We start from the raw sequence: 12,929 nt of genomic DNA on the forward strand, positions 1-12,929 counted from the left end.
CCCGGCGTCCCGACCGCGGATGGCCTGGTCGGAGCCCCGCCCTCAGCCTGCGGAGGGTGGGGAGGACGGCGGCCCCGTCCACTGGCCCGACCGGTGACGTGCTGGGACGGCCCTCCTGCGGGGTCCCGCCGCGGGCCTGCGAGTGGCGGGGGGCAGGAGGGGCCTCACCCCATGTGCGGGTAGCGGTGGTCGGTCGGCGACACGAACGTCTCCTTGATCGACCGGGTCGACGTCCAGCGCTGCAGGTTCTGCGCCGCGCCGGCCTTATCGTTGGTGCCCGAGGCCCGCCCGCCGCCGAAGGGCTGCTGGCCGACGACGGCGCCGGTGGGCTTGTCGTTGACGTAGAAGTTGCCCGCCGCGAACCGCAGGACGTGCTGCGCGTGCGCGATGGCGGCGCGGTCCTCGGCGATGACGGCACCGGTGAGCGCGTAGGGCGCCGCCGACTCCATCTGGGTGAGCACGGTGTCGTAGTCGGCGTCGTCGTAGACGTGCACCGCGAGGATCGGCCCGAAGTACTCGGTGGTGAAGACCTCGTGCTCGGGGTCGGTGCCCTCGATGACGGTCGGACGGACGAAGAAGCCCTCGCTGTCGTCGGCCTGCCCGCCGGCCACGATCGACAGCGCCGGGTCGTCGTCCACCCGGTCGATGACGCCGGAGAGCTTGGAGAACGACTTCCGGTCGATCACGGCACCCATGAAGTTGGAGAAGTCGGTGACGTCGCCCATCGGCAGCGACTCGGTGACCCCGACCAGGTCGTCGCGCAGCCGCCCCCAGACCGACCGCGGGATGTACGCCCGCGAGGCCGCCGAGCACTTCTGCCCCTGGAACTCGAAGGCGCCACGCACCAGCGCCGTCCGCAGCACGTCGACGTCCGCCGAGGGGTGCGCGACGACGAAGTCCTTGCCGCCGGTCTCGCCGACGATGCGCGGGTAGCCGCGGTAGGAGGCGATGTTCTCCCCCACCCGCCGCCACAGCATCTGGAACACCGCCGTCGAGCCGGTGAAGTGGATGCCGGCGAGGTCGCGGTCGGCCAGCGCCACGTCGGAGACGGCGGCCCCGTCGCCGGTGACCATGGAGATGACGCCCGGGGGCAGCCCGGCGGCCTCCAGCAGCCGCATGACGAAGTGGGCGGCGAACTGCTGGGTGGGCGCGGGCTTCCAGACGACGGTGTTGCCCATGAGCGCCGGCGCGGTCGGCAGGTTGCCCGCGATCGCGGTGAAGTTGAACGGCGTGACCGCGTAGACGAACCCCTCGAGCGGCCGGTGGTCGCTGCGGTTCCACACACCCGGCGAGGAGACCGGCTGCGCGGACACGATCTCGCGGGCGAAGTGCACGTTCCAGCGCCAGAAGTCGATGAGCTCGCAGGCGGAGTCGATCTCGGCCTGGTAGGCGGTCTTCGACTGGCCGAGCATCGTGGCGGCGTTGAGCGTCTGCCGCCACGGCCCGGACAGCAGTTCGGCGGCGCGCAGGAACACCGCGGCCCGGTCGTCGAACGACAGGTCGCGCCACGCGGGGGCGGCCGCCTTGGCGCAGGCCACCGCCTCCTCGGCGTCGGCGTGGGTGGCGTTCGCGGCGGTGCCGAGGACGGCGGCATGCCGGTGCGGCTGGACGACGTCGAAGCGCTCGCCGCCGCCCATCCGCTGCTCGTCGCCGATCGTCATGGTGAGCTCGAGCGGCTCGCCGGCCAGCTCGGTGAGGCGCTGCTGCAGCGCGGCACGCTCCGGCGAGCCCGGGGCGTAGGTGAGCACCGGCTCGTTGCGCGGCGGGGGGACGTTGGTGACGGCGTCCATGGGGATTCCCTTCAGTTGGTGCTGACGAGGGAGCGCAGGAAGAAGCGCAGGTTCGCGGGGCGCTCGGCCAGCCGGCGCATGAAGTAGCCGTACCAGTCGACGCCGTAGGGGACGTAGGCGCGCACGCACAGGCCCTCGGCGGCCAGCCGGCGCTGCTCGGCGGTGCGGATGCCGTAGAGCATCTGCACCTCCCACGAGTCCGGCGTCCGGCCGTACTCGGCGGCCAGCCGCTGCGCGAGGTCGACCATGCGCGGGTCGTGCGAGCCGACCATCGGGTGTCCGGGGCCGCGCATGAGCACGCCGAGGCAGCGGGCGTAGGCGGCGTCGACCTCGGCGCGGCCCTGGTACGCGACCGACGGCGGCTCGTCGTAGGCGCCCTTGACCAGGCGCACCCGCGAGCCGGGGACGGCGAGCGCGGCGGCGTCCTCCTCGGTGCGGTGCAGGGCGGCCTGGAGCACCGCGCCGGTGCCCGGGTGGTCGCGGCGCAGCTCGGCGAGGACGGCGAGGGTGGAGTCGACGGTGGTCGACTCCTCCATGTCGAGGGTGACCGTGGTGCCGATCGCCGACGCCGCCTCGGCGACGGGCCGGACCAGCTCCAGCGCCAGGTCGGTGCCGCCGTCGGGCAGTGCCTGGCCGAACGCCGACAGCTTCACCGACACCTCGGCGGCGGGGCCCAGCCGCAGCGGTGCCAGCCCGTCGAGCAGCGCCAGGTAGGCGTCGCGGGAGCGCATCGCCTCGGCGCGGTCGGTCACGCCCTCGCCGAGGTGGTCGAGGGTCACCGTGATGCCCTCGGCGGTGAGCCGGCGGACGACGGCGAGGGCGTCGTCGAGGGTCTCGCCGGCGACGAACCGGTCGACGACCCGCCGGGTGGCGGGGGTGCCGGTGACCAGCCGGCGCAGTTCGGGACGCCGAGAGGCGCCGAGCAGCAGGGTCTTCTGGGAGAGCACGCGCCACCTCCGGCACCGGGTACCCGACGCCTCCGACGCTAGGCAGCCCCGGGTCGGACGACCAGCGACAGACGTACGGTTCCCGCCATCCGGTGTCATACACGTGTACAGGGGGACGGCGGCGTGCGTGACGAGCTGCAGGAGCTGGTCGACCGGGTCGCGGGACTGCTCGGCGCCCCGGCGACCCTCGAGGACGCCCAGTTCACCCTGCTCGCCTTCTGCGCCCACCCGGTCGACGGCGCCGAGACGCCCGTGATGGACGCCGTGCGCACCCGTTCGATCCTCGGCCGCGGGTCGACACCGGAGACCCGGCGCTGGTTCGAGGACTTCGGGATCGCGGTCGCCGAGGGCCCGCTGCGCACGCCGGGCGACCCGGACGCCGGGATCCTCACCCGCCTGGTGCTGCCGGTCCGGCACGCCGGGCGCACCCGCGGCTACCTGTGGCTGCTCGACGGCGGGCGCACCGACCCCGCCGCCGACGACCCCGCGCTGGCCGCGGCGGTGGAGCTGGCCGCCGAGGCCGGGCGGCTGCTGGCCGAGCGGGAGGAGGACGCCGGCGACCTGGCCCGCCCGCTGGCCGCCGCGCTCACCGGCGCTCCCGACGCGCAGGCGCAGGCGGTCCGCACGCTCACCGCGGCCTGGGGCGAGCGGACCCCGGTGCTGCTCGTGGCGCTGCGGCCGGCCGGCGCGGGGCTGCCCTCGTCGTGGCGGGCGCCGGCCGCGGGTGCGGTCAGCGCCGTGCTGCCCGCTGCCGGGCTGGTGGCCGTCGCCGTCCCGCTGCCCGGCCCGGCGGACCTGCGCCCGGCCGCCGCGGTCACCGCCGCCGCGCTGGCCGGCCTGCCGCCCGGGAGCACCGCGGGGCTCTCCGCCGTGGCCGCCGGAGCCGACGGGCTGCCCGAGCGGTGGGAGCAGGCGCGCACCGCCGCGCGGGTCGCCGCCGCCGTCCCGCGGTTCTCGCCCGTGGCGCACTGGGGCGAGCTGGGCGGGTGGCGGCTGGTGGCGGCGCTGCCCGGCCCCGACCCCGCCGTCCGCCCGCTGCTGGCCGACCCCGTGCTGACCGCCACCGCCGAGACCTGGCTGGACGCCGGGTGCAGCCCGGCGCGCGCCGCCGCGACCCTGCACGTGCACCGGCAGACGCTGTACCACCGGCTCGGGCGGATCGAGGCGCTGACCGGCCTGGACCTGGCCGACGGCGACGCGCGGCTGCTGCTGCACGCCTCGCTGCGCCGCGCCCGGCTGCCGTGACGGGCAGCGGCCTCACCGGGCCGCCCGGAGCCTGCGCCCGGCGTCGCGGAGCACCCCGGGCACCAGGCGGCGGTGGACCGCGGACAACGGGGGCAGCACGACGCATGCCGCCCTCCGCGGACCACGGCCGCGTCGCTGGCGGACCGGCCGGGTCGCCCCCGAGCAGCCCCCGGCGACGGCATCGTGACCGGCCTCACACGCCGCCTCCACGCGCGCCGGGGCGCGGGGAGTCACCTAGTCTCGGAACCGGTATGGGTGCTGCAGGAGAGGCGTCGCCTCGACACACGCGGAGCGCCGACGTCCTCACCGAACTGCGCACGGCCACGGCGGCGGAGCACGAGCAGGTGGAGACGACGCTCGGCCTCATGGACGACCAGCTGGGCCGCGACCGCCTGGTCGCCGTCCTCGTCCGGCTGCACGCGTTCTGGACCGCTGCCGAGGCCGGCCTCGACGCGTGGGCCCGCCGCTGGCCGGCGGACGCCGAGACCGTCGCCTGGTCGCGGCGGCGCCGGGCGCACCTGTTCGCGGAGGACCTGCGCGCCCTGGGCGCCGAGCCCGATCCCGCGCCCCTGCCCGACCTGCCTGCCGTCGAGGACACCGACCAGGCCCTGGGCCGGCTCTACGTCCTGGAGGGCTCCACGCTCGGCGGCACCTTCATCTCCCGCCACCTCGCCACGCTGCCGACCCTCGGCCCCGACGTCCGGCTCGGCGCCTTCTCCCCGTACGGCGCCGAGACCGGCGCCATGTGGCACGCCTTCCGCCGGGTGACCCGCGACCGGGTCGCCGCCGGCGGGGACGCCGGCCGGGTGGTCGGTGCCGCGCGGGCCACCTTCACCGCGCTGGCCGCCTGGTGCGCGCCGGTCGGAGCCCCTGCGTGAAGAGCCCCGAGACCGACCTGCTGCCGGCGGGGACGCCGGTCGACCTCTCCAATTGCGAGCGCGAACCGATCCACGTCCCCGGCAGCATCCAGCCGCGCGGCGTGCTGCTCGCGGTCACCGAGCCCGACCTCGTCGTCGAGCAGGTGTCGGAGAACCTGGCCGACCTGGTCGGTGTGGACCCCGCCGACGCGCTGGGCCGGCGGCTGCCCGACGTCCTCGGGGTGGCCGCGGCCGGGGCGGTGGCCCGCTCGGCCAGCGCCTTCGGCGACCTGCGGGAGCGCAACCCGGTGGAGCTCACCCTCGACGTCGAGGGCAGCCCGGTGCCGGTCGACGCGCTGCTGCACCGTGCCCCCGTCGGCACCGTCGACGGCGTCCCCCCGTCGACGGCACCGCTGGTCGTCGAGCTCGAACCGGCCCGTGGTCCCCGCCCGTTCTCGTTCCCGAACACCTACCAGGCGGTGCGCAGCACGGTCGGCGAGCTCAACCGGGCGACCTCGCTGCAGGAGCTCTACGACACCACCGCGCAGGCGGTGCGCGAGCTGACCGGATTCGACCGCGTGATGGTCTACCGCTACGACGCCGACTACAACGGCGAGGTCGTGGCCGAGGCGAGGGCCGAGGGGCTCAACTCCTTCCTGGGCCTGCACTACCCGGCCTCCGACATCCCGGCGCAGGCGCGCGCGCTGTACGAGAAGAACTGGATCCGGCTGATCTCCGACGTCGACTACCGGCCGGTGCCGCTGCGCCCGGCGCTGGTGCCCTCGACGGGGACGCCGCTGGACATGACCTACTCCACGCTGCGCAGCGTCTCGCCGATCCACATCGAGTACCTGCACAACATGGGGGTGCGCGCCTCCATGTCGGTGTCCCTGCTGCGCGACGACCGGCTGTGGGGCCTCATCGCCTGCCACCACTACTCCGGCCCGCACGCCCCGCCCTACGCCACCCGGGCGGCCGCGGAGTTCCTCGGCTCCACGCTGTCGCTGCGCCTGGTCGACCGCGCCGAGGAGGAGGAGGTGCACCGCGCGCTGCAGGTGCGCTCGACCCTGGCCTGGTTGACCTCGGCCACCCTCGACGAGGACCGCCCGCTGGCCGACACGCTGCTCGGCTCCCCCGACCTGCTCGACCTGCTGCCGGCCGACGGCGTCGTGGTGCACCTCCAGCGCCACCGCGGCGCCCGCGGCACCGCGCTGCCCGAGGGCACCGCCGACGCCATCGCGGCGTGGGCCGCCGCCCGGGACGAGGAGGTCGTCGCCACCGACTCGCTGCCCCGGCACGCCCCCGAGCTCGGGGTGCCCGTCGACGTCGCGTGCGGGGTGCTCGTGCTGCCCCTGCCGGAGGGCCAGTACGTGCTCTGGCACCGCGCCGAGGCCCATCGCACCGTCGACTGGGGCGGCGACCCGCACAACAAGGCCATCGCCGAGCGGGAGGGCGACGCGGTCCGGCTGAGCCCGCGCAAGAGCTTCGAGCGGTGGCGGGAGACCGTCCGGGACCGCTCCGACCCCTGGACGGCGCAGGAGCTGACCGAGGTCGGCGAGCTGCGCACCCATCTGCTGGAGGCGCTCTACGCGCGGTCGCGGCGCGCGGTGCGCGCCGCCGAGCTCCTCCAGCGCAGCCACCTCACCGAGCCCCCGGAGTCGGCTTCCCTCGACGTCGCCGTCCGCTACGTGCCGGCGACGACCGAAGCCCAGGTCGGCGGTGACTGGTACGACGTGTTCGAGCAGCCCGACGGCTCGACGGTCGTCGTCATCGGGGACGTCGTCGGGCACGACACCGAAGCGGCCGCCGAGATGGCGCAGCTGCGCGGGCTGCTCCGCGGCATCGCCTACGGCAGCGCCGACGGCCCGGCCACGGTGCTGCGCCGGCTCGACTCCGCCGTCGCGGGGCTCGGTCTGCATGCCATGGCCACCGTGCTCGTCGGTCTGCTGACGCCGGATCCGGCGACCGGCGGCGCCCGGCTGCTCTGGTCGAGCGCCGGGCACCTGCCGCCGCTGCTCGCCGACCCCGGCGACGGCGTGCTCCAGCTGACCACGCCGCGCGCCGAGCTGCTGCTGGGCGTGGACCCGGCGGCACGGCGCACCGAGTCCGAGGCCCTGCTGGAGCCCGGCTCGACGCTGCTGCTCTACACCGACGGCCTCGTCGAGCGGCGCGACCAGGGCTTCGACCCCGGCGTGGAGCGGCTGGCCGACGAGCTGGTCGCCGTCCGGGACCAGCCGCTCGAAGCCGCCTGCGACGAGCTGATCGGCCGGCTGCTGCCCGAGGGCGCCGAGGACGACGTCGCGCTGGTCGCCGTCCGGCTGCGCGGCTGAGGACGGACCCCGTCCTCTTCGTTCGCAGGCTCGCGGCGAGCGTCTGGCCGGGCCCGTGGGTCTCCGGCGACGTGAGCTGCTCAGTGCCCGTCCCGGTCGACGCCCTCCTTCGGGGAGCGTGACCGGGCGGGTCCCGCGGGATGCGCCTCCCGCGGCGTCGGACTGTCGGCCGAGTGCTCGGTGAGCCTCCGGCTAACGGTCGCCGGCACGAGTTGTGGCGACCGTTCCGGTTCCGTGCCTGGACGATGGCGCGGCTTCCTCCCCTGGCAATGGCCACGCCGGTCAGGTCCGCCAGCCGACTGGCGTCGAGCGGAGCCCCGGCCAGTGACAAGCGTGCTTGACACTGAGACAAGCTACCTTTACGTTCTTGCCATGACCGAGCCCGCGGACACCCGGAAGAGCCGCGCCGAGATCGACCGGCGCCGGGCGGCACGGCGGGACAGCATCCCCATCGGCGTGGCCATCGTGGTCGCCGGCGGGGCGTTGGCCGTGACCGACTCGAACGACCCCGGCGACACGGTCATCTGGGCTGTCCCGATGCTGGCCCTGCTTGTCCTCGGCCTGCGGGCCGAGTTGCGCGACCTGCGGCGAGCCGACGAGTACGAGCGCACGCTGCTGCTCGAAGCGCTCGCCCTCGGCTTCGTCGTCGTGATCGTGCTCCTGTTCCTCGGAAGCCTGTTCGCGTCGGGAGGGGTGGGCGACCCGAGGGTGTGGCTGAACGTCAGCTTCATCGGCGGGGTCCTCGGCTGGTCCGCGATCAAAGCCCTCAAGACCCGGCGCGGCTGATGCGCAACCGCCTGCGCGAACGTCGGGCGGCGCGGCGCTGGAGCCAGGCCGACCTGGCCGACCAGCTGGGCGTCTCCCGCCAGACGGTCAACGCGCTCGAGAACGGGCGGTACGACCCGAGCCTGCCCCTGGCGTTCAAGATCGCCGAGGTGTTCGGCGAGCCGATCGAGTCACTGTTCCTCCCGGAACCGTAGAGAAACGGGCAGCAGGCGCCGCGCCGATCCGTGGCCTCCACCCCACCAGCACGCGTGGACGAGATCTCCCGCGTCGATTGCGGCTGCGATGCCGGAGTCGCCGGCGGCACGGACGGTGACGCCGTCGCCGGCAAGGCCGGGTGGGAGCCTGGGAGGGAGGCCGCCCAGAACCATCCCTCCCCGCACCGTCGTCCGCAGCGGTGGACGAAGGGCTCCCACCCGAGGACTCTTGCCGGATGAGCGAGAATCCGTACGCGATTCCGGTCGAGGAGTTGGTGGCCAGCGCGCAGGTCGCACCCGAGGCGCAGATCGAGGTGCAGACCGAGCACCGAGCCGCCCCGCCGGGTTGGGCGAACCTGGTCGATCCCTACGCTGACGGGATGTCCGGGGACGCGGACGGCGACTGACGAGACACTGGGTCGAGGTGCCGACGCCGGGCTCCGGAGGCGCGCGGACCGGTGTTCATCCGCGTCGGCGGAGAGCTTCCCGGGCATGGCATCGCAGTCAGCCCAGATGCAACCGGTGACGCGGCGACACCGAGACCAAGACCTCCTGGATGCTCGCGTCTCGTGGACGGGTGACACCTTGCGACAACGACCGAGGGCAGGTCGGCTCCGGACCAGGTCTCATCCACTGCCCCGGTGAGCGATCCCCTGCGGGACGCCCGCATCGGCCGCCGGGTGCCGCTGGCGTCGTGCCGATGACCGTTCGTCTGCTCGACACGTGGCGCGGCTGGAACGCTGGGCCCGCGCGCGTGGGATCCCTGGTCCCCCTCGGCCGCCGGCGTGGACTGGCGAGCATCCCAGGGAGCCCCAGCCCGACAGCTGCTCGGCTGGGAGAGACCAGCCGAGTCGGCGTCATCCCAGGTGGCGGTAGCGTCCCCACCTCATGAGGACGGGTGCCGAAAGCGCGATGGTCCCCGTCCCGGCGGGCAGCGTGGTGCTGACGGACCGACGGTCGCGGCGCAGCTGGGCGGTCGACGTCGCGGCGTACCAGATGTCCGCTCTTCCGGTGACCCAGGCGCAGTACGCACAGGTCACCGGGGAATGGCCGAGCACCGCGCGTGGCGACCGGCTGCCGGTGGAGGGGGTCTCGTGGTGGGACGCGGTGCGGTTCTGCCAGGCGCTGTCCCACCAGGAGCAGCTGGTCCCCGCCTACCGGCTCGATCCCGACGGCGAGGGCATCGAATGGGACGCGTCCGCCGATGGCTATCGGCTTCCCACTGAGGCCGAGTGGGAGCACGCCTGCCGCGCCGGGACCGGCGCCGCGCGGTATGGGGAGCTCGACGATGTCGCGTGGTACCGCGGCAACTCGGGGGGACGACTGCACCCGGTGGGCGGCAAGCAGGCCAACGCCTGGGGGTTGTTCGACATGCTGGGCAACGTCTGGGAGTGGTGCTGGGACGTCTACGACGCCGAGGTCTACGGCACCTACCGAGTGCTCCGCGGCGGTGGCTGGTTCGACGAGCACTGGAGCTGTCGGGCCTCGGTACGACGCAGGAGTCATCCCACCTTCCGGATCGACGACGTCGGCTTCCGCGTCGCCCGATCGGTTTCCGTTGACCCGCAGCGGACCTCCGCCCCCTCTGCGGCGGCCGCGTCCGCGTCGGCCGGGGGATCGGGGAGGACGGGTCGCGCGCCGTAGGTTGACGTCGTGACCACCGACTCGCCGGCGGACGCCGAGACGGTCTACCAGATCGCGACTGCCAACCGGCTGCTGGCGGCCGACATGTTCGCGACTCTCACTGCAGAGCAGTGGCGCACGCCGAGCCTGTGCGCCGGGTGGACCGTTCGCGAGGTCGCAGCCCACTTCCTCGGACCTCTCGAGACCGGGGTCGGCACGCTCAAGCTGGTCGCCTACCTGGTGCGTTATCGCGGCTCCTTGGACCGCATGGTCGATGACACGGCCCGCAAGGTCGCTGCCCGACCCACCGACGAGCTCGTCACCGGGCTGCGCGAGCGTGCCTCGACGCGACTGACGCCGCCTGTGATCGGGCCGTTGGGTCCGATGACCGACACGTGCATCCACCTCCGTGACGCGGCCCGCCCCCTGGGTCTCGATGTCTGCCCGCCCCCGGCGAGCTGGCGTCCGGCCCTGGACTTCCTGGTCTCCAAGCCGGCCACCACGGGCTTCGTCCCCCGCGACCGACTCACCGGCCTGCGCTTCATCGTCACTGACCAGGACTGGCGGCACGGTGACGGGCCGGAGATCATCGGCAGTAGCGAGGCCATCGCCATGGCGGTCTCCGGACGCCCAGCCGCCCTCGACGACCTCGCCGGCCCTGGCCTCGACGTACTCCGTCGCCGGATCGCGCCGTCCTCACCCGCCGCGCCGTAGGTCCGGCCGACCAGAGACCGGGCCGGTGCATCGCAGGACGATCCCTCCGCGGAACGATCGGACTGTGCCTCTGCAACGGGCGCTCATGTCGTACGCGGACAGGTCACGTCGCTGAGGACCGCGGGGAGGGGCGCGTGGTCACCACGCCTCCCCACCGGCCAGCTCTGCCCCGTTGGAGAGGTACGTTGCCGCACGTGCTCCGTCGCTCGCCTGGCTGGTGGCTGCAGTTGCTGGGCGTCGCGCATGCGGGTGTCGGCGCCACCCTGTACCGCGAGGCCCTGGTCGACATCGCGCGGAGCACGTCGGTCGGTTCGGTCCCTGATCGGGGCGACAAGGCGACGGCGTTCTGGTTCATGGCGGCTTCGCCCACGTTGTGGCTCAGCGGGCGATTGCTCCGGTCCGCCGAGTCCGCTGGTGATCTCGATGCCCAACGAGCCGCGGGCCGCGTCCTCACCGCTGTGGGAGTGATCGGGTCAGCGGCGATGCCCCGCAGCGGGTTCTGGGGAGTCGCCGCGGTAGGGCTCTTCGCGCTGCGGCGCAGCAGTCTGCCCCGGTAGGTGGTCCCGAAGGCCCATCCTCCTGCAGTACGTGTCCGATCCGGGTCAGCGCCACGGTGCGCGCCCGGACGCCGGGCTCGGGTGTCTCCGCAACGACCACCGCTCGGACATCGACGCCCTGCGCGCGAGCGGACGTGTCGTGCCGAACTCACGAGGGTCTTCAGGGTCTGACCCGCGCGACCGTCGTCCCGGAGCCGGAGGCCGGCGCCACCCGGGCCCGACCCCCGCTCAGCCGAGGGAGGCGATGAGCTCGCGGCAGGCAGTCTCGCAACGCCGGCAGGCCTCGGCGCAGACGCGGCAGTGCTCGTGCATGTCGGCGTGCTCCGCACACTCGTCACCGCAGGCCTTGCAGGCCGCGGCGCAGGCCTCCAGGACCGCACGGGTCAGGTTGGCGTCGTAGCCGGTGTGCCGGGAGAGCACCCGCCCGGTGGTGTCGCAGACGTCGGCGCAGTCGAGGTTGGTGCGGATGCACTTCGTCAGCTCGGCGACCATCTCCTCGCTGAGACAGGCGTCGGCGCAGGCCGTGCACGACTGGGCGCACTCCACGCACGCCTCGATGCACGCGGTGAGCTTCTGCTTGTCGACGCCCCCGAGGTCGGCCGGGTAGGTCTCGAGCATCTGGCTGGCAACGGTCACGGGTCGGTCCTCCGTCGTCGACGACACTGACCCCGTCCCCCTACCCACGCCGCGCGGTACCCGTGCAGGCTCCCCGGCCGGTCGCCGGGGAGCCCGCCTCAGGCCTCGCCCTCCCCGGGCGGGGAGCTGAACCGGGCGCTGAGCCCGTCGCCCTGGTCGCCGCCCTCCCCCGGCAGCGGCGCCTCGTCCTCGGCCGCGCGCACGACGGCATCGTCGGCGAGGTCGTCGTCATCACGGCCGGCCGGGGCGTCGCGCTCGAGTTCCTCGAGCACCCGCCGCTCGTCGTCGGTGAGGTCGCCGGTGCCCAGGTGCTCCCCGGGCTCACCCGCATCGGACCCGCTGGCCATGGCCGAGTCGGGATCGAGGTCGTCCGGGCTGGTCATCGTCGTCTCCTCGGGCCGGCTGCCGGGTCAGCGGGGGAAGTTCGGTTCCAGGCGCGGCACGATCTGCATCTCCGGCACGAAGGCCGTCGGGTGCAGCGTCACCAGGTAGCGCACCATCTCCGCGACCGCCGACGGCGGCATCATCAGGTGGGCCGGGATGCCCCACTGCTCCATCATCGGCGTGTCCATGGCCGCGGGGATGACCGCCTGCACGCGGCACGGGAAGGGCCGCTCGACGCCGTCCTCGCCCTTCACGGCCTTCTCGCGCAGCTCCCGCTGGATGCACCGGGTGGCGTTGAGGAAGCCCGCCTTGGAGCCGTTGTAGGCGATCGCGCCGCTGCCGGAGGTGATCGCCGAGAGGCTCACGATGTGCACCACGTCGGCGGTGCGCCCCTCGGGCAGGTGCTGGACCCGCTTCATGAACTCGCTGGTCAGGAAGACCGGCCCCTCGCAGTTCACCGCCTGCACCCGCTGGTAGTCCGCGAGGTCGATGTCGGTGATGTAGCCGGGCCGGTCGATGCCGGCGACGTTGGCCAGGATGTCGAAGGCGTCGCCGTGGGCGTCGAAGAGCTGCGCGACCACCGCGCGGCGGCTGGCGTCGTCGGTCACGTCGAGCGCGACGACCTCCGCGGACCCACCGGCGTCGGCCACCAGCTCCGCGGTGCCCTTGGAGCCGCCCTCGTCGATGTCGGCGATGGCCACGTGCGCGCCGGCCTCGGCCAGTGCCACGCAGGTGGCCCGGCCCAGTCCGCTCGCCCCGCCCGTGACCAGGGCCACCCGCCCCTGCAACGCCCTGCTGTCGGCCATCCGCTCCTCCGTCTGTCGGTCGTGGTGTCCCCGACCAGCCTGGTGGATGCCGCCGCCCGT

The 12,929-nt window shown here is 74.2% G+C and carries 14 protein-coding genes; 9 read left to right on the forward strand and 5 right to left on the reverse strand.

What is annotated here, in order from left to right:
- Nucleotides 1-164 precede the first annotated feature (164 nt).
- A complete protein-coding gene (gene pruA / locus ACI79G_RS07180) occupies nucleotides 165-1,790 on the reverse strand; it encodes an L-glutamate gamma-semialdehyde dehydrogenase (protein ID WP_456880449.1) in 1,626 nt (541 codons plus the stop codon).
- Nucleotides 1,791-1,801: 11 nt separating this feature from the next.
- A complete protein-coding gene (locus tag ACI79G_RS07185) occupies nucleotides 1,802-2,737 on the reverse strand; it encodes a proline dehydrogenase family protein (protein ID WP_456880450.1) in 936 nt (311 codons plus the stop codon).
- Between the two features lie 123 nt (nucleotides 2,738-2,860).
- On the opposite strand from ACI79G_RS07185, the gene ACI79G_RS07190 reads away from it, so the two are divergent.
- From ACI79G_RS07190 to ACI79G_RS07230, 9 genes are all read left to right on the forward strand, one after another.
- Nucleotides 2,861-3,982, forward strand: a complete 1,122-nt coding sequence (locus ACI79G_RS07190) for a helix-turn-helix domain-containing protein (protein ID WP_456880451.1) — start codon at nucleotides 2,861-2,863, stop codon at nucleotides 3,980-3,982.
- A gap of 251 nt (nucleotides 3,983-4,233) precedes the next feature.
- The gene (locus ACI79G_RS07195) at nucleotides 4,234-4,860 is read left to right on the forward strand and encodes a biliverdin-producing heme oxygenase (RefSeq protein ID WP_456880452.1); all 627 of its coding nucleotides are present in this window, start codon (nucleotides 4,234-4,236) and stop codon (nucleotides 4,858-4,860) included.
- Nucleotides 4,857-7,169, forward strand: a complete 2,313-nt coding sequence (locus ACI79G_RS07200) for a SpoIIE family protein phosphatase (RefSeq protein WP_456880453.1) — start codon at nucleotides 4,857-4,859, stop codon at nucleotides 7,167-7,169. Before ACI79G_RS07195 ends, ACI79G_RS07200 begins: the two co-directional genes overlap by 4 nt.
- Before the next feature lie 372 nt (nucleotides 7,170-7,541).
- A complete protein-coding gene (locus ACI79G_RS07205; RefSeq protein ID WP_456880454.1) occupies nucleotides 7,542-7,955 on the forward strand; it encodes a hypothetical protein in 414 nt (137 codons plus the stop codon).
- A complete protein-coding gene (locus ACI79G_RS07210) occupies nucleotides 7,955-8,149 on the forward strand; it encodes a helix-turn-helix transcriptional regulator (protein WP_456880455.1) in 195 nt (64 codons plus the stop codon). The genes ACI79G_RS07205 and ACI79G_RS07210 overlap by 1 nt, the downstream gene beginning before the upstream one ends.
- A gap of 236 nt (nucleotides 8,150-8,385) precedes the next feature.
- Nucleotides 8,386-8,556, forward strand: coding sequence for a hypothetical protein (locus ACI79G_RS07215; RefSeq protein ID WP_456880456.1), 171 nt, complete (start codon nucleotides 8,386-8,388; stop codon nucleotides 8,554-8,556).
- Between the two features lie 505 nt (nucleotides 8,557-9,061).
- The gene (locus ACI79G_RS07220; RefSeq protein ID WP_456880457.1) at nucleotides 9,062-9,793 is read left to right on the forward strand and encodes a formylglycine-generating enzyme family protein; all 732 of its coding nucleotides are present in this window, start codon (nucleotides 9,062-9,064) and stop codon (nucleotides 9,791-9,793) included.
- A gap of 9 nt (nucleotides 9,794-9,802) precedes the next feature.
- The gene (locus ACI79G_RS07225; protein ID WP_456880458.1) at nucleotides 9,803-10,486 is read left to right on the forward strand and encodes a maleylpyruvate isomerase family mycothiol-dependent enzyme; all 684 of its coding nucleotides are present in this window, start codon (nucleotides 9,803-9,805) and stop codon (nucleotides 10,484-10,486) included.
- Nucleotides 10,487-10,680: 194 nt separating this feature from the next.
- Nucleotides 10,681-11,043 carry a DUF6463 family protein gene (locus ACI79G_RS07230; RefSeq protein ID WP_456880459.1) on the forward strand — a complete coding sequence of 121 codons (363 nt, stop codon included), beginning with the start codon at nucleotides 10,681-10,683 and terminating at the stop codon, nucleotides 11,041-11,043.
- A 228-nt stretch (nucleotides 11,044-11,271) separates the two neighbouring features.
- Here ACI79G_RS07230 and ACI79G_RS07235 read toward each other — a convergent pair whose 3' ends face one another.
- From ACI79G_RS07235 to ACI79G_RS07245, 3 genes are all read right to left on the reverse strand, one after another.
- The gene (locus ACI79G_RS07235) at nucleotides 11,272-11,679 is read right to left on the reverse strand and encodes a four-helix bundle copper-binding protein (protein WP_456880460.1); all 408 of its coding nucleotides are present in this window, start codon (nucleotides 11,677-11,679) and stop codon (nucleotides 11,272-11,274) included.
- 98 nt (nucleotides 11,680-11,777) lie between these two features.
- Nucleotides 11,778-12,062, reverse strand: coding sequence for a hypothetical protein (locus tag ACI79G_RS07240; protein ID WP_091215956.1), 285 nt, complete (start codon nucleotides 12,060-12,062; stop codon nucleotides 11,778-11,780).
- Between the two features lie 27 nt (nucleotides 12,063-12,089).
- Nucleotides 12,090-12,869 carry an SDR family NAD(P)-dependent oxidoreductase gene (locus tag ACI79G_RS07245; protein ID WP_456880461.1) on the reverse strand — a complete coding sequence of 260 codons (780 nt, stop codon included), beginning with the start codon at nucleotides 12,867-12,869 and terminating at the stop codon, nucleotides 12,090-12,092.
- Nucleotides 12,870-12,929: the final 60 nt, after the last annotated feature.

The sequence above is a fragment of the Geodermatophilus sp. SYSU D00779 genome (assembly GCF_054050595.1).